Genomic DNA, 22,344 nt, shown 5'->3' with positions numbered 1-22,344 from the left:
GCTAGAGCCACTCGATCGACTGCCCGTGCGGCCCGGTGCGCGCCACCGACCGCCCGTTGTGCTGCAGCACGAACCTCCCGTCCTGCTCGCCCGGCACCTTCTCCATCGCGCCGGGCACGCCGTCGAGGACGCCGTGGCCCTCGTGGGAGAGCCAGTGCACGGGGCGGTCCCGGTCGGCCGTGAAAGCCGTCATGGTGTCGTGGAACCTGCGCCGGCCGGCGGCGTCCAGGTACGCGAGGACGGCACTGTGGAACACGACGACCACGGCGTCGTGCGGTGCGCGCCGGACGAGCGGGGCGATCTGCTCGTTCAGGTCGCCGCGGACGAGCAGCGGGGGATCCTGCCGGACGACGCCGAGCGCGGCCCGGAGGCGCTCCGCGCGGAACACGTGCTCGGGCCAGACGAGCGCCTCGAGCCAGCGGACGTCGTCGTCGTCGCGGGCGTCGAGCGGGTTCAGGTCGATGCCCGCGCGCCAGGCCACGACGGGCAGCGCCGAGGGCAGCGGCACGTCGCCGGCCACGGAGCAGGCGAGCGGAGGCACGGGTGAGCCGCCGTCGGGCTCGAGGAACGGGCCGGGCGCGTAGGAGTACGCGTACCGGTCCGGGTAGAGGCAGGCACCCGCCGACGCCCCGACCTCGATCAGGGCCAGGGGCCGCCCCTCCTCTGCGCTGATCGCCGCGAGGCTCGGCAGCAGGACGGCGCAGCGCCCGGCCTCGTTGGTCTGGGTGGTCCGGGTCTCCAGCACCGAGCGGATCTCCGCCCAGTGTCCGACGACGAACGCCCGGAAGACGCCGTAGCCCTCGAGGGGGACCCCCACGAAGCGCACCGCCCCGAGGAACAGCACGGGCTGCCTGCGCGCCGGGGGGGAGGGTGTCGAGGAGGGCGAGGACCTCGTCGTCCTCGCTGACACCCGTGCACCACTCGTCGTACAGGGGCGAGTAGCCGCGGGCGTCGACCTCCGCGAAGCGCCGGTAGCGCACCGATGTTGCCGTCTCTGTCCCGTTCATGGGTCCTCCGGTTTCGCAGCGGTTTCCGGGGCGTTACCGGCCTCGGCCGTAGCACCCGCGATGCCAAATCGTAACCACCTATGCCGCCGAAATACTGCTGGCGGGCTGCCCGGAAGTTAGGCTCGTCACACGGATCAGCGCGTTCGCCGTCGTGGTCCCCATGGCTACCGGTCCATCCGGTAGGAATCACTCGTCCACCAGGAGTACTACATGTCCAACCCAGGCACATCCGTGCACGGCGCAGGTTTCGCGAGGAAACGCGCGGCGCTCACAGCAGGATTCTCCATCGCAGCGCTCCTCCTCACCGGCTGCGTGCAGAGCCAGCGCGAGGAGAGCACCGGGGCGGAGGGCGACGCCGCTGTCGACTCCACCTTCGTCTTCGCCGCCTCCTCCGACCCGAAGTCGCTGGACCCCGCGTTCGCCAGTGACGGCGAGTCCTTCCGCGTCAGCCGCCAGATCTTCGAGGGCCTCGTGGGCGTCGAGCCCGGCACCGCCGACCCCGCACCCCTGCTCGCCGAATCCTGGGAGACGGCCGAGGACGGCCTGTCCACGGTCTTCCAGCTCAAGGAGGGCGTCACCTTCCACGACGGCACCCCGTTCGACGCGGAAGCCGTCTGCTTCAACTTCGACCGCTGGTACAACTGGACGGGCATCCAGCAGGCCGAGACGACGTCGTACTACTACGGCTCCCTGTTCCGCGGCTTCGCCGACAGCCCGGACAAGGCCGTCTACGAGTCCTGCGAGGCCAATGGCGACAACGAGGTCACCATCAACCTCGCCAAGCCCTTCGCCGGGTTCATCGCAGCACTGTCGCTGCCGGCCTTCGCGATGCAGAGTCCCACGGCCCTCGAGGAGTACGCGGCCGACGAGATCGGCGGCACCGCCGAGGCCCCCTCGCTCAGCGAGTACGCGCTCGGCCACCCCGTCGGTACCGGTCCGTTCAAGTTCGACGCCTGGAACGTCGGCCAGCAGCTCGAACTGTCCATCTACGACGACTACTGGGGCGAGAAGGGGCAGATCACGAACACGATCTTCCGCATCATCGACGACCCGCAGGCACGCCGCCAGGCCCTCGAGGCCGGCGACATCGACGGCTACGACCTCGTGGCACCCGCGGACACCCAGTCGCTGAAGGACGCCGGCTACAACATCACGCCGCGCGACCCGTTCACCATCCTCTACCTGGGCATGAACCAGGCCATCCCCGAGCTCAAGGACCCGAAGGTCCGCGAGGCCATCGCCCACGCGATCGACAAGGACGCGCTCGTGGCCCAGACCCTGCCCGAGGGCACGGAGGTCGCCACGCAGTTCATCCCCGAGGTCGTCGACGGCTACAACGAGGACGTCACCACCTACGACTACGACCCCGAGCGTGCGAAGGAACTGCTCGCCGAGGCGGGCTACCCCGACGGCTTCGAGGTCACGTTCAACTACCCGACGAACGTCTCGCGCCCGTACATGCCGACGCCCGAGCAGGTCTTCACCAACCTGCAGGCGCAGCTCGACGAGGTGGGCATCACGGTCACGCCGGCTCCCGCAGCCTGGTCGCCCGACTACCTCAACCAGGTCCAGGGCACCCCGGACCACGGCCTGCACCTGCTCGGCTGGACCGGTGACTACAACGACACGGACAACTTCATCGGCGTGTTCTTCGGCCAGGAGAAGCTGGAGTTCGGCTTCAACAACCCCGAACTGTTCGCGGCCCTCGACGAGGCCCGCGGCGTCAGCGACCGCGACCAGCAGACGGAGCTCTACAAGGAGATCAACGAGCAGATCGCCGAGTTCAACCCGGCCATCCCGCTCGCCCACCCCGCACCGTCGCTGGCGTTCGCGCCGCGCGTCACCTCCTACCCGGCGAGCCCCGTCAACGACGAGGTCTTCACCGACATCGAGCTGAGCGAGTAGCAGCGACCCGCAGCACGGGCCGGCCACTGATCACGGTGGCCGGCCCGTGCGTGTGCTACCCCTGCCCGGCTGCCCGCCGGTCAACCCGGAAGGACCTCCAGTGTTACGCGTCATCGGTAAACGGATAGCCCTGCTCATCCCCACCCTGTTCGGCCTGTCCATCCTGCTGTTCCTGTGGGTGCGCAACCTCCCCGGCGGCCCGGCCACGGCCCTGCTCGGCGAGAAGGCCACCCCCGAGGCCATCGCCCGGGTCAACGAGCTCTACGGCTTCGACCGCCCGCTCATCACCCAGTACCTGACCTACATGGGCAAGCTGCTGCAGGGCGACTTCGGCGTCTCCATCAACACGGGCCGCCCGGTGCTCGAGGAGTTCGCCACCCGGTTCCCCGCGACACTCGAGCTCACCGTCGTGGCCCTCGTCTTCGCGATCGGCGTCGGCATCCCGCTCGGCTACCTCGCCGCACGCCACTACGGCCGGTTCCTGGACCACGGCTCGGTGGTGCTGAGCCTCGTCGGGATCACCATCCCGGTGTTCTTCCTGGCCTTCATCCTCAAGTACCTGTTCGCCATCCAGTGGTCCCTCCTGCCGCCCGACGGCCGGCAGAGCCCCCGCATCGACGCCACCCACTACACGCAGTTCTACGTGCTGGACGGCCTGCTGACGGGCGAGTACGACGCCGCCTGGGACGCCTTCCTGCACCTGATCCTGCCCGGCCTGGCGCTCGGCACCATCCCGCTCGCGATCATCGTCCGGATCACGCGTGCGTCGGTCCTCGAGGTGCAGAACGCCGACTACGTCCGCACCGCGCGGGCGAAGGGCCTCATGGAGCGCACCATCCGGGGCAGCTTCATCCTGCGCAACGCCATGCTGCCCGTCGTCACCACGATCGGCCTGCAGCTCGGCCTGCTCATCTCGGGGGCGGTGCTCACCGAGACGGTGTTCGCGTTCAACGGCATCGGCCGGTTCCTGCGCGACGCCATCTTCGGCCTCGACTACCCCGTGCTCCAGGGCTTCATCATCTTCATCGCGATCCTCTACGCACTGATCAACCTGATCGTCGACCTGTCCTACTCCGTCATCGACCCGAGGGTGCGTGTGCAATGAGTGCCATCCTGCCTCCCGCCGCCGGCGGTTCAGCGGCCCCCACCGATCCCGCGGTCGACACCGGGGGAGGGACCGGACTGTGGAAGGACGCGTTCCTCCGCCTCCGCCGGAACCCGCAGGCGATCGTGGGCGCCGTCATCATCGGACTGTTCCTGCTCGTGGCCGTCCTCGCCCCGATCCTCGCGCCGTACGGCGGCAACGAGCTCCCGGGCCGTACCTCCATCACGCCCACCACCATCCCGGGCCCCGGGCAGATCGAGGGCTTCCCCCTCGGGCTCGACCGTTTCGGCGGGGACGTCCTGAGCAAGCTGATGTGGGGCGCCCAGGCCTCGCTCCTGATCGGCGTCGTCTCGACGGCGCTCGGCCTCGCGGGCGGCATGCTGCTCGGCATCCTTGCCGGCGGCCTCGGCGGCTGGGTGGACAACGTCATCATGCGTTTCGTCGACATCCTGCTGTCGGTGCCCAACCTGCTCCTCGCCGTCAGCATCGCAGCGGTCCTCGGCCAGAGTTCGTACGCCATCATGATCGCGATCGGCGTCTCGCAGATCCCCATCTTCGCGCGGCTCCTGCGCTCGTCGATGCTGTCCCAGCGCGGCGCCGACTACATCCTGGCGGCGCAGACCCTGGGGCTCAGCCGCCGCACCATCACGATGAGCCACCTGCTGCCGAACAGCATGGGGCCGGTGATCGTCCAGGCCACCCTGACGCTCGCCACCGCGGTCATCGACGCCGCAGCCCTGTCGTTCCTCGGTCTCGGCGGCGGGCTGCCCCAGGCCGCGGAGTGGGGGCGCATGCTCACCTACGCGCAGGCGGAACTCGCGGTCGCACCGCAGCTCGCCTTCCTGCCCGGTGCGTGCATCGCGATCACGGCACTCGGATTCACGCTGCTGGGCGAATCGCTGCGTGAGGCGCTCGACCCGAAGACCCGGCGCAAGTAGTCCCGCGCCAGGACCCGCGCACGACGGCGGCCATCACCCGCGACGGGTGGTGGCCGCCGTCGTGTCCGGGCCCTTACGCGTTCTCACGGGCTGCACGGGCTGCACGGCCTGCACGGCCTGCACGGGCTGCACGGGCTGAACGATCCGAGGCTCACGTACCGGCCCGTCCCGCGCCTACCGCGCCGACCGCGTGTGTCGGTCGAGGCGATGCGGATCGATCAGCAGATCGGGGTCCCAGGAGCCCGTGGTCGCGGCGGCGCGATAGGTGGCGCGCAGGAACTCGAGCAGGGTGGCGTCAGGGTCCGCCGCGGTGCGCACGGCCTCGTAGGGCAGGAGGAACTGGCGGAACCCGTCGCTGTAGAAGGCGCCCTCGACGCCGATCACGGCGTCACGGTAGCCCTCGGGCTCCGGGTACGCGTACGAGTAGAAGGCGCCCTCCTCGCCGCCTCCGGGCCAGAATCCGCAGCTGGAGAGCTCGTGCGAGTAGCCCTCCTGCATGACCCAGTCGGCGCAGTTCGGAGCGCCGCCGGGGTGCAGAGGTGCGGGTCGGCCCGAGAAACGCGTGCAGGCGAGGTCCATGGCTCCCCAGAAGAAGTGCACGGGGCTCACCTTGCCGAGGAACTCGGCGCGGAACCGCGTGAGCACACGCTCGGCCTGGACGAGCTGCCGCCAGAACGCCGTCACCGCGCCGGGATCGTAGGACGTGTGGTGATGGTCCTCGGCGAAAGGGACGGCGGGGTCCACCTCCGTGGGCACGGGCCGGATGGGCGCCTCGATCCCCAGGTCCGACAGCGCCGCCATGGTCCGCTCGTGGAACCTGGCGACGGACTGCGGCTCGAGGGGCACGCTGCGGTCCTCGCCGGAGCTGCTGCGGACGAGCAGGCGGTGCGCGACGACGTCGACCTCGAGGTCGAACATGCCCGCGCGGTACGGGATCGCGGACGTGCCGAGTCCCCGCGGCGTCACGTACAGCGGCACCTGCCACCAGTGGTTGACCAGCGGCGCGTGCGCCATGCGGATCTTGCCGACCACCTGCAGCCACATGTGCAGGGTCGCCTGCGTGTCCTGCCAGTCCGCGACGCGCAGCCGGGGCCAGGCGTCCCGCTCCCCGTCCGCCGTCATCATGCCGCCTGCCGTGCCCGTGCTGGGCGTGCTGGGCGTGCTGGGCGTGCCGTGCTGCTCGCTCATCGTGTGCCTCCCGCTGTCCGGTGGATCAGACCACAGTAGGGGCTGCCTCGCCCGGGGGACAGCAGCGGCGCGGTCCTGCCCCGATCAGGAGGCGAGCTCCTCGTCGATGTTCAGCTCGTTGCCCGGGATGGAGGCGAGCAACCGGCGCGTGTACGGGTGCCGCGGGTTCTGGAAGACCTCCTCGGAACTGGCGGCCTCCACGAGCTCGCCGTCCTTCATCACGCACACGTAGTCCGAGATGAGGCGCACCACGGCGAGGTCGTGGGAGATGAACAGGTAGCTCAGCCCCAGCTCGGACTGCAGGTCACCGAGGAGCTTGAGGATCTGCGCCTGCACCAGCACGTCGAGCGCGGACACGGGCTCGTCGCACACGATCAGTTCGGGCTGCAGGGCGAGCGCCCGTGCGATCGCGACGCGCTGCCGCTGCCCGCCCGAGAGCTCCGCCGGGTAGCGCCGCAGGGCGTTCTGCGGAAGGGAGACCTGGTCCATCAGCTCACGGACCCGCGCCGCACGCTCCTTCTTCGAGCCGCGGTGGTAGGCGTTGAGTGGTTCCTCGACGATGCGCTCGATCGTGAACATGGGGTTCAGGGACGAGTACGGATCCTGGAAGATGGGCTGCACGCGCTGGCGGAAGTCGGAGAGCTGCGCCTTGTCGAGCGTGGCCACGTCCATGCCGTCGAACGTCATGGTGCCCGACGTCGGCTCGATGAGCTTCAGCAGCATCCGCGCCGTGGTGGTCTTGCCCGAGCCGGACTCGCCGACGATCGCGACGGTCTGCCCACGCGGGACGTCCAGCGTCACGTTCTTCGCCGCGTAGAAGTCCTCCTTGCTGCCGCGCCGCTTGTAGATCTTCGTGAGGTCGCGGATCTCCACGATGTTCGGGGGAGCGCCGTGGGCCGCCCTGCCCGTGACCCCGGACGCCGCATCGATCCCTGCCGCCCCGGCCGGCCCTGCCGCCCGGTCCGACGACGACGTCGCGGCGTGGGCACCCGACGGCGCGTGCGCGGCGTCGTGGCCGTGTCCACCGGCGTGCGCACCGTCGTGCCCACCGGCGTGCTCCGCCTCGTGCTCTGCGAAGACCGCCTCGGCCAGTTTGAGGCGCGACGCGGCATCCGCGGTGAACGCGCCGGGCCGCAGGCGCACCGCGGCGACGCTGGGAGCCGCGCGGACGAGGGACTGCGTGTAGGGGTGCTGCGGATCGTTGAGCAGCTGCTCGGCCGGCCCGGTCTCGACCACGCGCCCGCGGTGCATGACCACGAGCTGCGAGGCGCGCTCGGCGGCGAGGCCGAGGTCGTGCGTGATGAGGAGCACCGACGTGCCGAGCTGCTCCGTCATCGATTCGATCTGGTCGAGGATGGTGCGCTGCACCGTGACGTCGAGGGCCGACGTCGGCTCGTCGGCGACGAGGAGCCGCGGCTGGCAGGCGAGGCCGATCGCGATGAGGGCCCGTTGCCGCATACCGCCGGAGAACTCGTGCGGGTACTGCTTGGCGCGCTCGCCGGCGTCGGGCAGCCCGGCGGCGGTCAGGACCTCGATGACGCGCTGCTTGACGTTCTTCTTGGTGGCCATGCCGTGGACCAGGAGCGTCTCGGCGACCTGCGTGCCGATCTTCGTCACCGGATTCAGGTTGGACATCGGGTCCTGGGGCACGAGGCCGATCGCCCGGCCACGGATGGCGCGCATCTTCGCCTCCGGCAGGGTCGCGAGATCCTGGCCCTCGAACAGGATGCTGCCCGAGGTCACCCGCCCGTTACCGGGCAGCAGGCCGATGCAGGCCATCGCCGTCGTCGACTTGCCCGAGCCCGACTCGCCCACGATCGCCAGGGCGCTGCCGCGCTTGAGGCTGAAACTCGCGTCCTCGACCGCGTGGACCTCGCCGTGGGTGGTCCGGAAGGTCACCGCCAGGTTCCGCACCTCGAGCAGGGGTGCATCGGGGTTCTCGGGCTGGGCGGGCGCGCTACCGGCAGGAGTGATGTCCGTCATAGCACCATCGTGCCCTATGGGAGGGCCCGACGCCGTCCGCCCGGCGACGGGCGGCGCTAACTTTTCGGGAACGATGCCGTGCCGGCGTCGGCGTCGGCGGTGAGCAGACCGGCGAGGTGGTCGACGGCGAGGCGGTAGCCGTCGATGCCCGCGCCCACGATCACGGCATCGGCCACCCCGGAGATGTAGGAGTGGTGCCTGAACTCCTCGCGCCGGTGCACGTTGCTGATGTGCACCTCGACCACGGGCAGGCCCACGCCGGCCAGGGCGTCGCGGATGGCGATCGACGTGTGCGTGAGGGCGCCGGCGTTGATGACGATCCCGTGGCTCGTCGACCGCGCCGCGTGGATGGCGTCGATGATCTCGCCCTCGTGGTTGGACTGCATCGCCGAGGTGGTGCACCCGCGCTCCTGCGCGGTGTCCGCGGCGAGGCGGACGACGTCGTCGAGCGTGGCCGTCCCGTACACGGCCGGCTCACGCGTGCCGAGCAGGTTCAGGTTCGGTCCGTTGATCACGAGGATGCTGGGCGTGCGCGGGGTCATGCCCCCACTATGCCGCACGCATGGTGGCGGTCACCGGATCGGCGAGCCGTGCCCGCAGCCGCACGGCACCGAGGGCCCCCGCCACCGTCACGAGGCTCATGGCGGCGAGGACGACGCCGGGGTGCCACCACGCGCCATCGGTGGCGATGCCGAACTGCTGCGTGATCGACGGTGCGAAGCCGGCCACGATCGCGGCGATGCTGTAGGCGAAGGAGAGGGCGGTGAACGCCGTCGCCGGCCTGAAGATGTCCGCCATCAGTCCGCCGAGGGCGGCCCAGCTCGCCGTCGGGAGGATGCCGCCGAGGATGATCGCGGCGATGTACATCGGTTCGGTGGCGATGCTGATGACCCAGTACAGCGGGAAGGCGATCAGCGCCGTCCCGAGGGCCCCGCCCGCGACGACCTTCGCGGAGCCGATGCGCATCGCGAGGTAGCCGAACGCCGGGATGGTGCCGAGCTGGAGGATCGATCCGACGAGTGCGGCGTTGAGCACCGTGGCCTGGGAGAGGCCGAGCGTCTCGGTGCCGTACGCCTGGGTGTACGTGACCATGAGGAAGTAGGAGCCGATGCCGAGGACGGCGGAGGCGATGGCGACGACGATCGCGACCGGCTGGGACTTCAGGACCTCGAGGAAGGGGATGCGGGGCAGCTGGTGTCCCTCGCTCGCCTGCCTGAACACGGGTGTCTCGTCGATGGCGAGGCGCAGGTAGATCGCGACGGCGAGGAAGGGGAACGCGAGCAGGAACGGGATGCGCCAGCCCCAGGTGGTCATGATGTCGGGGGCCACGACGGCGAGCACCAGGAAGATGGCCGAGATCAGCATGGTGCCCACGGGGGAGCCGAGCTGGGGGATGGACGCATACAGCGCCCGCTTGCGGGGTTCGGCGTGCTCGGTCGCGATGAGGATGGAGCCGCCCCACTCGCCGCCCAGGGAGAGTCCCTGCAGGAAGCGCAGCGCGGTGAGGATGATGGGCGCCCAGATGCCGATGGTGTTGTAGTCGGGCAGCAGGCCCACGGTGCCGGTGGCCAGGCCCATGAGGGTGATGGTCCAGATCAAGGTCCGCTTGCGGCCGATCCGGTCCCCGAGGTGGCCGAAGAGGATCGCGCCGAGCGGGCGGGCGACGAACCCCATGGCGAACACGAGGAAGGCCGAGAGGGTCCCGGCCAGGGGATCCTGCTCGGTGAAGAAGACGACGTTGAACACGAGCGCGGCGGCGGTGCCGAAGACGTAGAAGTCGTAGGACTCGAGGGCCGTTCCGACGAAGGAGGCGCCGGCGACGCGGCGGGCCATGCGTGGATTCGTGACGGGGGGCTGCTGGACGGTAGTGGACACGCTGAAGATTGTCCTCCCGCCCCGGCATGCGGGCCACGTTTCAGGACGAACGTCACATCAGCCGTCCCTCCCGCATGATCGCGGAGCGCTCGCGGCAGGATCCGGCCGGGCGCCGCAGGGGGACGCCTGCCGGGACCGGGTCCGCCGTCAGGCGGGCCGGGGCGAGCTCAGGTGCGCTGCGACGATGGCCCGTCCGGCCGTCACGAGCTGCTCGGTGACGGCGCCCGGATCGCCCATGAACCCGTGCACCATCGCGCCGTCGCGCAGCATGATGAGCTGGTCCGCCACGACCCCCGGCCGGTCCACGCCCAGCTCCTCCAGCAGCCCGGCGACCACGCCGTGCAGCCAGGCGCGGTACCGCCCGACCGCGGCGCGGACCACGTTGCCGTCAGCCGGGTACTCGGCAGCGGCGTTGATGAAGGCGCAGCCGCGGAAGCCCGGCCGGCACGCGGCGCTCCCGTTGGCCGCGGCGAGGCGGAGCAGCAGGGCGCAGGCGTCCCGGCCGGCGCCCCGCTCGGCGTCGAGGGCGGCCTGCAGCCGTTCGAGCTGGGCGTCGAGGTATGCCACCACGAGCTGGTCCTTCGACCGGAAGTGCCGGTAGAACGTGACCTTGGTGGTGCCGGCGTCGGCGATGACCTTGTCCGCACTGACCGAGCGGATGCTGTTCTCGTCGAACAATCGGGTCGCGGAGGCGAGGAGTCGCTCGCGGACCGGCAGGGAGGTGTCCATCATGCTCCTGATCGTCGCACGGCACCGGTGGATTATGCCGTTGTAGAGTGACTAGTTAGTCTACTAGGAGATGGGTCGCCGACAGGGCACCCCGAGGGAAGGTCTGACACGCATGAGTGCTCTCTACACGGCAGTGGCCACGGCGACGGGCGACGGACGCAACGGCAAGGCGCACACCGACGACGGGCAGCTCGTGGTGGACCTCGCGGTCCCGAAGGAGATGGGCGGCGCCGGTGGGGCCACGAACCCCGAGCAGCTCTTCGCCCTCGGCTACTCCGCCTGCTTCCACAGCGCCCTGAAGCTCGTCGCCGGCCGCAGCAAGGCGAGGATCAGCGACACGGCGGTCACCGCCGAGGTCAGCATCAACCCGGTGGAGGGCGGCGCGTTCCAGCTCGCGGTCGCCCTGCACGCCGAGATCGGCGGGGTGGACCAGGAGACGGCCGACGCGCTCGTCGCCCAGGCACACCAGGTGTGCCCGTACTCCAACGCGACGCGCGGCAACATCGAGGTCACGGTGGACGCCACGATCGGCTGATCCAGCCCTGACACGCGAGAGGCCCCCGCTCAGGCGGGGGCCTCTCGCGTCTGTCGGCTACTTCCGCAGGGAGACCGCGATCTGCTGCATGATCGTCGGATCGGACAGCGTCGTGGCGTCACCGACCTCGCGGCCCTCGGCGACGTCCTTCAGCAGGCGGCGCATGATCTTCCCGCTGCGCGTCTTCGGCAGTTCGGGGACCACCAGGATGTTCCGCGGCTTCGCGATGGGGCCGATCTCCTTCGCGACGTGGTTCCGCAGCGTCGTGACGATGTCGTCGTCGTCCTTCGCCGATCCGCGCAGGATCACGAACGCGACCACGGCCTCGCCGGTCGTCTCGTCGCTCGCCCCGACGACGGCGGCCTCCGCCACTGACGGGTGGCTCACCAGGGCCGACTCGATCTCGGTGGTCGAGAGGCGGTGGCCCGAGATGTTCATGACGTCGTCCACCCTGCCCAGGAGCCAGATGTCGCCGTCGCCGTCCTTCTTGGCGCCGTCGCCCGCGAAGTACATCGCGTCGAAACGCGACCAGTAGGTGTCCTTGAACCGCTGCGGGTCGCCCCAGATGCCGCGCAGCATGGCGGGCCACGGCTCGCGGATGACGAGGTACCCGCCTGAACCGTCGGGCACCGACTCGCCCATCTCGTCGACGACGTCGATCGCGATGCCCGGGACCGCTACCTGCGCCGAGCCGGGCTTGGTCGCGATGACGCCCGGCATGGGGGCGATCATGTGCGCACCGGTCTCCGTCTGCCACCAGGTGTCGACGATCGGGGCCTTGCCGCCGCCGATGACCTCGCGGTACCACATCCACGCCTCGGGGTTGATGGGCTCGCCGACGGATCCGAGGACGCGGATCGAGGACAGGTCGTACTTCTTCGGGATGTCGCGGCCCCACTTCATGAACGTGCGGATGGCCGTCGGCGCCGTGTACAGGATGGACACCCTGTACTTCTCGACGAGTTCCCACCAGCGGCCCTGGTGGGGGGTGTCCGGCGTCCCCTCGTACATCAGTTGCGTGGCGCCGTTCACCAGGGGCGCGTACGCGACGTAGCTGTGCCCGGTGACCCAGCCGATGTCCGCGGTGCACCAGAACACGTCCGTCTCCGGGCGCAGGTCGAAGGTGTTCCTGTGCGTGAACGCGGTCTGCGTGAGGTAGCCGCCGGTGGTGTGCAGGATGCCCTTGGGCTTTCCGGTGGTCCCCGAGGTGTACAGGATGAAGAGGGGGTGCTCGGCGTCGTGCGCGACGGCGGTGTGCTCGTCGGAGGCCGTGTCCACGGTGTCGTGCCACCAGAGGTCGCGGCCCTCGGTCCATGCGACCGGCTCGTTGTTGCGGCGGACCACGACGACGTTCGTGACCGTGTGGCCCTCCCGCTCGAGGGCGCCGTCGACGGCGGGCTTGAGGGCGCTCGGCTTGCCCCGGCGGTACGTGCCGTCGGAGGTCACGACGAGTTTCGCCTCCGCGTCGTCGATGCGGCTGCGCAGTGCGTCCGCGGAGAAGCCGCCGAAGACCACGGAGTGCACGGCCCCGATGCGGGCGCAGGCGAGCATCGTGACCACGGCCTCGGGGATCATCGGCAGGTACACGGCCACCCGGTCGCCCTTCCGGACGCCCAGGGACTCGAACGCGTTGGCTGCCCGCTTCACCTCCCGGGTGAGCTCCGCGTAGGTGATGGTGCGGGTGTCGCCCGGCTCGCCCTCGAAGTGGATCGCCACGCGGTCGCCGAGGCCGGCCTCGACGTGGCGGTCCAGGGCGTTGTAGGCGGCGTTGACCGTCCCGCCGACGAACCACTTGGCGAACGGCGCGTCCGACCAGTCGAGGGTCTCCGTGAAGTCCTGGTCCCAGGTGAGCAGTTCCCGGGCCTGCCGGGCCCAGAACTCCGTGCCCTGCTCGCGTGCCTCGTCGTAGAGGGACGGCTGCGCGACGGCGTTCGCGGCGAACTCCTCGCTCGGCGGGAAGCGGCGCTCCTCGTGCAGCAGGTTCTCGAAGGCGTCGCCTTGGCGATCGGCGCTCATGTTCTACCCCTTTGTGACGTGATCGTGTGGTGTGCGGCGGTGGGCGGGACGCCCGGTGCCCGGTCGGGCGGCCGTGCGCCTGTGCTTGTCCGCGTGTCTGCGTGCTCGTGTGCGCGCTGCGATGCGCGCTTCAAGGGAACATTACCGAGTCCTCCGGGGTCCTGTGTGTCCACCGTCACAGGACCTAGCCGAGCTGGGGCGATTGTGCGGTGAGCGGCGCCCGATCACGGCCCGTCGTCGGTGGAGAAGGCGCGGACCGGTGGCTAGGGTGGAAGGAGGTATCCACGACCGGCGGCCGAGGGCTGCGGGCGATGAGCGCTACGAACGGGAGTACACCATGACGGAAGCATCCGAGGGGAAGCGCGCCACCGGCGTCTCATCGGCGGGATCACGGCCGGGTGCCGGACACGACGACGGTGCGTCCGCCCTGGCTGCGACGACGGGGTCCGGTACCTCGAGCGCCGGGACGTCGGGCACCGTGACGTCGGGCACCGTCGGCACCGTCACCACAGCCGGCACCGCCGGGTCGGGCACGTCGGGTTCCGGTACGTCGTCCGGTGTGTCGACGACGGACGCCCCGACGGGTCCGAGCAAGGCCGCCGCGGGACCGTTCACCCTGCGGGAGCTGATCTTCGGGGGAGGCGTCGCGCTCGTCTTCATCGGCACGCTGCTGCCCTTCATCGGCGGCGACGTGCTCTACACCAACTTCTGGAGCAGTGCGTCCCTCTTCTTCATCGGTATCGGCATCCTGTTGCCCGTCGTCGCACTGGCGCTCCTCGCCGCCCGGCGGCTGGGCAGCTCCGGGCTGCGGGTGGGGTCCCTGTCGGTCGACCAGTTCGCGTCGGTCACCGCCGTCCTGGCCGCGACGTTCTTCTTCCTGCAGACCGTCACCGCGTACCACGTGGGACCCCTGGTCGCCCTGATCGGTTCGCTCGGCATGCTGGCCGCGAGCGTGGTCGCTCCGTTCCTGCCCGTCCTCAAGGACGACTTCACGGACCGCCCCGAGGTTCCCGCCCGCACTGCGGCCCGTCCCATCACGGCTGCACGCCCCCGTCCGCCGAAGCCGGCAGCTCCGGCGGAGACCGCGGCGGCTCCCGGCAGCACGGGCCGGACGTCCCCGTCCGGCATCAATCCTGCTGCCGCCGGTGTCCGCCAGAACGGTGCGGGCCTGTACGGAGCGGGCGGTGCAGGGGCTGTGGGCGCAGGCGCTGCCGCAGCCGGCCAGGCCGGCATCGAGCGCGGTACCTCGACGACGGCCCCGGCCTCCGATGCCGCGGCAGGAGACGCCGTGCGTCCCGACCAGGCGCCGCACGGCCAGATGGGCGCACACGCTGTGGGTGACACCTCGGGTGACGCCTCGGGTGAGACCTCGCGTGAAGCCTCGCACGGCACCGACGGCACCGCTGCGACGGACCGTTCCGCCTCCGCTTCGGCCCGGCCCGAGCAGACGCGCGTCCACGACGTCGTCCGTGACGACACGACACGGACCGATGCCGCGGCCGACTCCACCTCCGGCGAGCGGGCCCGGCAGGAACCGATCACGGCGACCCGCTCGGCGGACGAGGAGCCCGTCGTCGAGGCGTTCTGGTTCGCCGTCGGGTCCCAGCGACCGGTCTACGACGAGCAGACGGGCCGCGAGGTCTTCCGGCTGCAGCCGGGCGACTGGGAGGTGGGCATCGAGGACCGTGGCAGCGAGTTCCTCGTCCAGGACAAGCGCACGGGTGCCGTCGGCATCCTGCGGGATCTGCGCAACATCGAGCGCGCTCCGCGCGACTGACGCCGAGCGCCGCCCCTGCCACTGCCCGGGTGATTCGAGAAGTACCGCTGGAAGGAGACACGCACGTGGCAGGCAGGAAGCCCAGGGTCGAGGAGGAATCGCCGGTCGCGCTCAAGCGCCGGGCGCGGAAGATCAACAGGATCCTGGGTGAGACGTACCCGTACGCGGTGGCGGAACTCGATTTCCGGAACGCGTTCGAGCTGCTCGTGGCCACCGTCCTGTCGGCGCAGACGACCGATGTGAGGGTCAATCTCACGACGCCGGCGCTGTTCGAGCGCTACCCGGATGCCCGTTCCCTCTCCGAGGCCGACGAGGTGGAACTGCAGGAGATCATCCGGCCGACCGGCTTCTACCGCGCCAAGGCCAACAGCCTCCTCGCACTGTCCCGGCGCGTCGTCGACGAGTTCGACGGAGAGGTCCCCGCCCGCCTGGAGGACCTCGTCACGCTGCCCGGTGTCGGGCGCAAGACCGCCAACGTGGTCCTCGGGAACGCCTTCGGTGTCCCGGGCATCACCGTCGACACCCACTTCGGGAGACTGGCCCGCCGGTTCCGGTGGACCACCTCCGAGGACCCGGTGAAGGTGGAGATGGACGTCGCGGCCCTCTTCGACCGCAAGGACTGGACCCTGCTGTCCCACCGCGTGGTGTTCCACGGGCGGCGGATCTGCCACGCGAAGAAGCCGGCGTGTGCCGTGTGCCCCGTCGCCGCACTGTGCCCGTCCTTCGGGGAGGGGGAGACCGACCCGATGAAGGCCGCGAAGCTGCTCAAGTACGAACTCGCTCCGGGCCGGGAGGACCTGCTGGCGCTCATGCGCGGTGGACGGTCCCGGGCCGAACTCCGAGACGCCGGGCACGGCCTGGGTGCCTAGCCCTCCGGTCGGCACGGTGTACGACCACCTGGCCGCGTGGGTGAGCGCGAAGGCCGCGTCGGGCTCGGCGCTGGTCCGTCCCGGCGGCTGGCAGTTCGCCGCCCTGGATCCCGCCCGGAGCCGCCGGGCGGCTGTGCTCGTCCTCTTCGGGGTCCGCGACGGCGTGAACCCCGGACCCGCTGCGAACGGTCCGGGGCGGGACGACCTGGACATCCTCTTCCTGATGCGGGCCGCCTCCCTGTCCAACCACCCCGGCCAGGTGGCGTTCCCCGGGGGCGCGATCGACCCGGGCGACGCCGACGAGGGCGCGGCGGCCCTCCGCGAGGCGCACGAGGAGACGGGACTGGATCCCGCCGGCGTCGAGATCGTGGGGATGCTTCCGGAGGTCGGCCTCCCGGTCAGCAACTTCCTGGTCACCCCGGTCGTCGCCTGGTGGACGGAGCAGTCGCCCGTGCACGCCGTGGACGCGGCGGAGTCGGAGGCGGTCTTCCGGTGCCCTGTGGCACTGCTCCTCGACCCGGCGCATCGTCGGACGGCGGTGGTGCGGCGGAACGGCTTCGTCAGCCGGACGCCCGCGTTCATCACTCCCGACGCCGTGATCTGGGGGTTCACGGCGTTGCTCCTCGACGCGATGTTCGACGGGCTCGGTTGGACCGTGCCCTGGGACCGGTCGCAGGAGATCCCGGCGCCTCTCTGAACGGCGCCCTACTTCGCGTCCGCGTAGGAGGACACCGTGACGGTCGTGATGGAGAACTCGATGGGGATGGCGCCGAAGATCAGGCGGGTCGCGGCGCGTGCGGCCTCCTCGAGGATGAGCTGCGCCTCCTCCGCCCGGTCCGTCGGGACGTGCAGCACCACCTCGTCGTGAAGGAAGAACGCGATCCGGCTCCGTGGTTCCGGGATGCTGCTCGCTGCGAGGCGGCGACGGATCTCGGCGAGCCAGCAGAGGGCCCACTCCGCGGCGGAGGCCTGCACCACGAAGTTCCGCGTGAAGCGGCCCCGCGCCCGGGCGGCGCCGTCCGCCCTGCGCTGTTCCTCCGCCGTCGTGGTGCGCTGTCGAGCCCGCCATTCCTCCGATGCGGGCGGGCACCCGCGGCCGAGATGGCTCGCCACGCCGTCTCCCGCCTCGCCCGCCCGGGCTGCCGCCTCCACCACGCCGATGGCCCGCGGGTAGGCGCGGGTCAGCTGCGGCATCAGTCGGCCGGACTCGCCGCTGGTGGCGCCGTACATGGCACCGAGCATCGCGAGCTTGGCCTTCGCCCGGTCGCCGCCGAAGCCCTGGTCGGCGATGCCCTGATAGAGGTCGCGGCCGCGTGCGGCGGCGGCGAGCGCCGAGTCCCGCCCGAGGGCCGCCAGCACCCGCGGTTCGAGCTGCGCGGCATCGGCGACGATGAAGACGTGGCCCTCGTCCGGTCTCACGGCGTCGCGCACCTGGTGAGGGATCTGCAGCGCTCCGCCGCCCCGTGAGGCCCAGCGTCCGGACACGACGCCGCCGACCACGTACTCCGGGCGGAAGCGGCCGTCGTGCACCCAGGTGTCGAGCCAGGTCCACCCGTTGGCGGTCAGGAGCCGGGAGAGTTTCTTGTAGGTGAGGAGCGGCGCGATCGCCGGGTGCTGCTGGCGCTCGAGTTCCCAGGACCGGGTGGTCCTCACCTCGATCCCCGCTCGGTGCAGTGCCCGCAGGACCTCCTGCGGCGAGTCCGGATTCAGGCCCGGGTTCGCCAGGGCCGTCCGCAGCTCGCCGGCGAGCCGCTCCAGTTCCCGTGGCCGGGCGCCTTCCGCCGGCCGGGGGCCCAGGCTCCGTTCGAGCAGCTCCTCGTGGATGTCCCGGCGCCAGGGGAGGCCCCAGGACTCCATCTCGGTGGCGATGAGGGCACCCGCCGACTCGGCCGCGACGAGCAGGGTGAGGCGCGCGGCTTCCGTGGCGTCGGCGACGGCGGCGAGCTGCCGGCCGAACTCGTCGACGACGTCGTCGAGGAACGGGCCCGCCGTGGCCTGCGGTTCGTCGAACAGCGACTGCTGGTTCGGTGCGGGCGGGACCGGCGGCAGCGAGGTCCGCACGGGTTCGGTGCCGTCGTCCGTGCGGGCCGTCGCCCGCAGGGAGTCGATGTACGGGGAGGGGCGGCACGCCGGTGAATGGGCGAGGAGGGAACGGGTCAGTGTCACGTCCCAGCACCGGTCGACGCTCACGCCTGCCGCCAGCAGCTCGGGGTACCAGCGCCGTGTCCGGTCCCAGACCCAGCGCGGGCGGCCGACCTCGGCCTCGGCGACGGCGGACACGAGCCCACCGGGCTCCACGATCCTCGGAGCACCCGTCCGGACACCGCTCGGGTCCAGTCGCTGGAGCGAAACGCTGCTGCTGCCGCCCTGGTGCGACGGCGTCGGTGCCACGGCGATGTACATGTCCATATTGTCGGCGGTGGCGGTGTCATTCCTGCAATCACCGGTTGTCCACATAGCGGCCGCCGAGCGCTGGCGGCCCGGGCCGTCCGGTGAGGCTTGGCGCATGAGGCACCAGACCTGGACCCCGGAGGCCCGACGAGGGCGCGTGGTCCTCGCGGGCGGTTCCCAGTACGTGCAGGACCAGGTGGCGCGGGCGTGCGCGGCTGCCGGGGCCACGCCGACCTTCGTGGACGGCATCGCGGACGCACTGCCCCTGGACCCGGCGGTGCTGCTCGCCGGCCCCGATCAGGCCCGGGCGGGGGTGGCCGGGCACGGGGAGGTGATCGTGGTGGGCGCGCCCGAGGACGAGGCGCGCGTGTGGGCGGCCGCGGCGGGCCTGGCGTCGTCCCGGGTCGTGATCCTGCCGCACGGCTCCGGCTGGCTCGCCGAATACCTGGGCCGGTGCCTGAACCCGGCGGCTGCCGGATCGGTGGTCGGTTTCCTCGGGACGGCCGGCGGATGCGGCGTCAGCACGCTCGCCTTCTGGTGTGCGCGCAGTCTTGCCCGCCGCGGAAGGCCCATCCTGCTGGTGGACGGGCAGCCACTGCATGGCGGGCTCGACGTAGCCCTGGGGCTCGAGGAACACCCCGGCGTCCGCTGGCGCGATCTCCGGGAGCTGCGGGGCACCCTGAACGCGGGGCAGCTGAAGTCCGCCCTGCCGGTCGCCGGGAATCTGTCGGTGCTGTCCCACACGGCGCGTCCCGACGCCAGCGGAGCGGCTGCGGCGGAGGGAATGGAATCCGCGGCCGCCGTGCTCGACGCTGCCCGGGGCGCGTTCGACGTGAGCCTGGTGGACCTCGGTGGCAGCGTCCCGTCAGGCCGATCCCTGGTATCGGCCTGCGATCACCTCGTGTTGCTGGTGCCCTCGCGTCCGCGCAGCATCGCGGCGCTGGAGGCCGTCCTGCCGGTGTACGGCTCGGCGCACGTCACGGTGGTGCTGCGCGGACCCGTCCTCGACGGGCTCGACGCATGGCACGTGGCCGATCTGACCGGGCGGCCCGGTCCGCTGCCGTATCTGCCCTTCGTCCGCGGAGCCGCTCCGGCGGAGGCCGGTGGCGGCATGCTCGGCTTCAGGCTCCCCCGGAGGGCGCGGAACGTCGTCCACTCCGTCTGCGCCGGGCTGGAGCGCGCGGGATGAGGGGCGGCAGCGGAGAGGACGGGCCGACGCGGCGCCAGTTGCGTGCACAGGGCGAGCCTCCGCCCCGTTCCGGTGCCGGCGGACGTGCCGGTGGGAGCCCTTCGACGGATGACGCCGGGGCGGTGTCCATGGTGGACACCGTCCGCAGGGCCGTCCTGGCGGGGGACGTCCGGCCGACCGGCGCGGCCTTCGCGGACGCGGTCGGCTCGAGTGGCCGGCTGCTCGGTTCGGAGGGCACACTCTCGGCCCTCGACCGGGTGCGAGCCGAACTCAAAGGACTGGGTCCGCTCGAACACCTCCTTGCGGAGGAGTCGGTCACGGACATCCTCGTCAACGGTCCGGCCGATGTGTGGGTCGACGGCACCACCGGCCTGCGGCGGATCGGCCGCGTGTTCGGCACGGACGACGAGGTGCGAGCCCTTGCCGTCCGTCTCGTGGCGGCCGGCGGGCGGCGTCTCGACGACGGATGCCCGGCTGCGGATGTCCGCCTCGACGGACTCCGGGTCCATGCTGTCCTCCCGCCCATCTCCACGACGGGCACCCTCGTGTCCATCCGTATCCGGCGCCCGCGGGTGTTCTCCCTCGCGGAACTCACCGCCGGCGGGACCGTGGCGCTCCAGATGGCCGACGCCCTGACCCTGATGATGAGGAGCCGCCTCAACTTCCTCATCAGCGGCGCGACCGGAACGGGCAAGACGACCCTCCTCTCCACCCTCCTCGGTCTCGCCGGGCCGCAGGAGCGCGTCGTGCTGGTGGAGGACGCCGCCGAACTCGACCCCGCCCATCCCCATACGGTCGGGCTGCAGTCGCGGCACGCCAACCTCGAAGGGGCGGGCGTGCTCGACCTCACCGAACTGGTCCGGCAGGCCCTGCGGATGAGGCCGGACCGGCTCGTGGTCGGGGAATGCCGGGGCGCAGAGGTGCGTGAGCTGCTGGCGGCGATGAACACGGGACACGACGGCGGTGGGGCGACGATCCACGCGAACTCGGCCGAGGCCGTGCCCGCACGCCTGAGTGCGCTCGCGGCGCTCGCCGGGCTGACGGCCGACGCCCTCGCGCTGCAGGCGGCGAGCGCCCTCGACGTGGTCGTCCACGTCGTGCGGGATGCTCGGGGCCGCCGTGTCGAGAGCATCGGCCTGCTCGAACTCGGGCAGGGGACCGCACTGGTCGTCCGACCCGTCCTCGTGGATTCCGGAGCGGGCTGCCGTCGGGCCGCGGGCTGGGACGATTTCGCTCACCGCGTGGGATGGGCCGCTGCAGTCCCTGCACAGGGCCCCGACCCTCGGGGCACCCGGCCTCCCGGGCCATGACCGGGATGGTCGTCGCCCTCCTGCTGGCGGCGTCCTGTGTGCTCCTCACTTCGCGGGGAGCAGAGCCTCCGGCACGGGGTGGTGGAACGGAGGTCGGCCGTCCTCCGGGATCTCGGCCCTTGTCCGTCGGCCACCGCCACGGCGGGGTGATCGAGGGTGCAGGACGGACCGTCGATCTGCACGAACTGCCGCTGTTCGTCCTTCAGCTGGCAGGCCTCCTCCGGGCAGGACGGCCACCGCACGTCCTGTGGGCCGACCTGGAGAGGGTGCATGCCGGGTCGCGGAGCGCGTTCGCGACCGTAGTGCTGCCGGTACTCGCCACCGCGCGCCGGGCCGCGGAACTGGGTTTGAGCGTTCCCGAGGCCCTGCGCCAGGCGACGGACCGCACAGCGGCGCCCGCAGCAGGAGGTCCGGCCCATGAGCACCTCGACCGGTTGTGGATTGACCTGTCCGGCTGCCTGATCGTCGCGGAACGAAGCGGTGCCCCGCTGGCCCGGATCCTCGAGCAGTACGCTGCGCAACTGGTCGCCGACCTCGACGGGCTGTCGGCGCGGGAGGCGGCACTGGCCGGGCCGCGCGCCACGGTCGTCCTTCTCGCGTGGCTCCCGGCCGTCGGACTGGTTCTGGGCTTCGCACTGGGGTTGAATCCCCTCGCGGTCCTCCTGGGGTCATTCCTCGGACGGGCCGCCCTCGCCGCGGGGGTCGTGCTCATGATCGCCTCCCGCCTCTGGACGCGTCGTCTCGTGCACCGTGCCAGCGCAGCCGGGAGTGGCCCGTGATGGCAGGCCTCGTTGTGGGACTCCTGCTCGGGGTCGCGTCGGCTATCCTCACCCTCCCTTCCGGGCGCCTCCGGCGGGTGTCCGGAACAAAGGAGAACCCGGCGGTCCGGCAGGGGATCCGGGACGCCCCGCTGATGCTCGATCTGCTCGGTGCGATGGTGGCGGCCGGGGCGTCGGTCGAGAGTGCCCTGACGGTCGTCAGCGACGCCTGCGACCCCGATCTCAAGCCGGCTCTCGCCCGGGTGTGTGCGGCCAGGCTTCTCGGGGCTACCTGGGAGTCGGCGTGGGAGTCGGCGTCCGCGGCATCGAGCGACGCAGGGCCTCGCCACACCCGCGGCGTTCCTGCCAGGCCCCGGTACCCGTCACCCCGGCACCGCCGCACCGCGCGCGTCCATGCGCGGACCGTCGCGGACGTCCGGGACGGTCTCCGCTTCGCCACCTCCACCGGCGCACCATCTGCGGCGCTCCTGCACGCTCATGCCGCCCAGTTACGACGACGGCGCAACCGCGAGATCGACAGGAAGGCCGCCGTGCTGGGCGTCCAGCTCGTGCTGCCGCTCGGACTGTGCTCCCTGCCGGCGTTCATCTGCCTCGGTGTCGTGCCCGTCGTCCTCGGTCTCCTGCCGGCCCTGTAGTTCGCGCGCTGCAGTGCCCTGCGACGGGTTCCGGCGACGTGGCAGTTCGCGGCGCTTCGACGTCGCAGGTACGGCGCTCCCGAGGGATGGGCCCCTCCGCTGCAGGCCCGCTG

General features: G+C 71.4%; 19 protein-coding genes. 11 read left to right on the top strand and 8 right to left on the bottom strand.

The features are described from left to right. Window position 1: 1 nt before the first annotated feature. The gene (locus tag V6S67_RS14680; protein ID WP_334210930.1) at window positions 2-844 is read right to left on the bottom strand and encodes a DUF2332 domain-containing protein; all 843 of its coding nucleotides are present in this window, start codon (window positions 842-844) and stop codon (window positions 2-4) included. 373 nt (window positions 845-1,217) lie between these two features. Between V6S67_RS14680 and V6S67_RS14675 the strand changes: the two genes are divergently transcribed. The 3 genes from V6S67_RS14675 (at window position 1,218) to V6S67_RS14665 (ending at window position 4,955) form a co-directional block, all read left to right on the top strand. Beyond that, complete coding sequence (locus V6S67_RS14675; RefSeq protein WP_334210929.1) at window positions 1,218-2,912, top strand: ABC transporter substrate-binding protein; 1,695 nt, start codon at window positions 1,218-1,220, stop codon at window positions 2,910-2,912. Window positions 2,913-3,012: 100 nt separating this feature from the next. Further along, window positions 3,013-4,017 carry an ABC transporter permease gene (locus V6S67_RS14670; RefSeq protein WP_334210928.1) on the top strand — a complete coding sequence of 335 codons (1,005 nt, stop codon included), beginning with the start codon at window positions 3,013-3,015 and terminating at the stop codon, window positions 4,015-4,017. Continuing rightward, window positions 4,014-4,955, top strand: coding sequence for an ABC transporter permease (locus V6S67_RS14665; protein WP_334210927.1), 942 nt, complete (start codon window positions 4,014-4,016; stop codon window positions 4,953-4,955). The genes V6S67_RS14670 and V6S67_RS14665 overlap by 4 nt, the downstream gene beginning before the upstream one ends. Before the next feature lie 174 nt (window positions 4,956-5,129). Here the strand turns inward: V6S67_RS14665 and V6S67_RS14660 are convergent, their stop codons facing one another. From V6S67_RS14660 to V6S67_RS14640, 5 genes are all read right to left on the bottom strand, one after another. After that, window positions 5,130-6,143, bottom strand: a complete 1,014-nt coding sequence (locus tag V6S67_RS14660; RefSeq protein ID WP_334210926.1) for a DUF5996 family protein — start codon at window positions 6,141-6,143, stop codon at window positions 5,130-5,132. An 84-nt stretch (window positions 6,144-6,227) separates the two neighbouring features. Continuing rightward, window positions 6,228-8,126 (bottom strand): ABC transporter ATP-binding protein, encoded by a 1,899-nt coding sequence (locus tag V6S67_RS14655; RefSeq protein WP_334210925.1) that lies wholly within the window; start codon window positions 8,124-8,126, stop codon window positions 6,228-6,230. A gap of 56 nt (window positions 8,127-8,182) precedes the next feature. After that, a complete protein-coding gene (gene aroQ, locus V6S67_RS14650) occupies window positions 8,183-8,668 on the bottom strand; it encodes a type II 3-dehydroquinate dehydratase (protein ID WP_334210924.1) in 486 nt (161 codons plus the stop codon). Window positions 8,669-8,675: 7 nt separating this feature from the next. Continuing rightward, entirely contained in the window at window positions 8,676-10,001 is a 1,326-nt protein-coding gene (locus V6S67_RS14645) for an MFS transporter (RefSeq protein ID WP_334210923.1), read from the bottom strand. A gap of 147 nt (window positions 10,002-10,148) precedes the next feature. Further along, a complete protein-coding gene (locus tag V6S67_RS14640) occupies window positions 10,149-10,733 on the bottom strand; it encodes a TetR/AcrR family transcriptional regulator (RefSeq protein WP_334210922.1) in 585 nt (194 codons plus the stop codon). Window positions 10,734-10,842: 109 nt separating this feature from the next. Between V6S67_RS14640 and V6S67_RS14635 the strand changes: the two genes are divergently transcribed. Beyond that, window positions 10,843-11,265 (top strand): organic hydroperoxide resistance protein, encoded by a 423-nt coding sequence (locus V6S67_RS14635; RefSeq protein ID WP_334210921.1) that lies wholly within the window; start codon window positions 10,843-10,845, stop codon window positions 11,263-11,265. Between the two features lie 57 nt (window positions 11,266-11,322). Here the strand turns inward: V6S67_RS14635 and acs are convergent, their stop codons facing one another. Further along, entirely contained in the window at window positions 11,323-13,281 is a 1,959-nt protein-coding gene (acs, locus tag V6S67_RS14630; RefSeq protein WP_334210920.1) for an acetate--CoA ligase, read from the bottom strand. A gap of 337 nt (window positions 13,282-13,618) precedes the next feature. Between acs and V6S67_RS14625 the strand changes: the two genes are divergently transcribed. From V6S67_RS14625 to V6S67_RS14615, 3 genes are all read left to right on the top strand, one after another. Next, window positions 13,619-15,058: a hypothetical protein gene (locus V6S67_RS14625; protein ID WP_334210919.1), complete on the top strand. Its 1,440-nt coding sequence runs from the start codon at window positions 13,619-13,621 to the stop codon at window positions 15,056-15,058. Window positions 15,059-15,123: 65 nt separating this feature from the next. After that, window positions 15,124-15,927: an endonuclease III gene (nth, locus tag V6S67_RS14620; protein WP_334210918.1), complete on the top strand. Its 804-nt coding sequence runs from the start codon at window positions 15,124-15,126 to the stop codon at window positions 15,925-15,927. Then, entirely contained in the window at window positions 15,920-16,624 is a 705-nt protein-coding gene (locus tag V6S67_RS14615; protein ID WP_334210917.1) for an NUDIX hydrolase, read from the top strand. Before nth ends, V6S67_RS14615 begins: the two co-directional genes overlap by 8 nt. Window positions 16,625-16,632: 8 nt before the next feature. Here V6S67_RS14615 and V6S67_RS14610 read toward each other — a convergent pair whose 3' ends face one another. Further along, complete coding sequence (locus V6S67_RS14610; RefSeq protein ID WP_334210916.1) at window positions 16,633-18,330, bottom strand: bifunctional 3'-5' exonuclease/DNA polymerase; 1,698 nt, start codon at window positions 18,328-18,330, stop codon at window positions 16,633-16,635. A gap of 103 nt (window positions 18,331-18,433) precedes the next feature. On the opposite strand from V6S67_RS14610, the gene ssd reads away from it, so the two are divergent. The 4 genes from ssd to V6S67_RS14590 all read left to right on the top strand — a co-directional run bounded on the left by ssd (window position 18,434) and on the right by V6S67_RS14590 (window position 22,231). Beyond that, entirely contained in the window at window positions 18,434-19,507 is a 1,074-nt protein-coding gene (gene ssd / locus V6S67_RS14605) for a septum site-determining protein Ssd (RefSeq protein WP_334210915.1), read from the top strand. 128 nt (window positions 19,508-19,635) lie between these two features. Then, a complete protein-coding gene (locus V6S67_RS14600) occupies window positions 19,636-20,817 on the top strand; it encodes a TadA family conjugal transfer-associated ATPase (RefSeq protein WP_334210914.1) in 1,182 nt (393 codons plus the stop codon). Window positions 20,818-20,936: 119 nt separating this feature from the next. Further along, a complete protein-coding gene (locus V6S67_RS14595; RefSeq protein WP_334210913.1) occupies window positions 20,937-21,596 on the top strand; it encodes a type II secretion system F family protein in 660 nt (219 codons plus the stop codon). Beyond that, a complete protein-coding gene (locus tag V6S67_RS14590) occupies window positions 21,596-22,231 on the top strand; it encodes a type II secretion system F family protein (RefSeq protein WP_334210912.1) in 636 nt (211 codons plus the stop codon). Before V6S67_RS14595 ends, V6S67_RS14590 begins: the two co-directional genes overlap by 1 nt. Window positions 22,232-22,344 lie beyond the last annotated feature (113 nt).

Origin of the sequence: Arthrobacter sp. Soc17.1.1.1 (assembly GCF_036867195.1) — a bacterium.
Lineage (GTDB): Bacteria > Actinomycetota > Actinomycetes > Actinomycetales > Micrococcaceae > Arthrobacter_D.
Note: the sequence above shows the minus strand (reverse complement) of the source record. Positions and strands in the feature narration are given on the sequence as shown.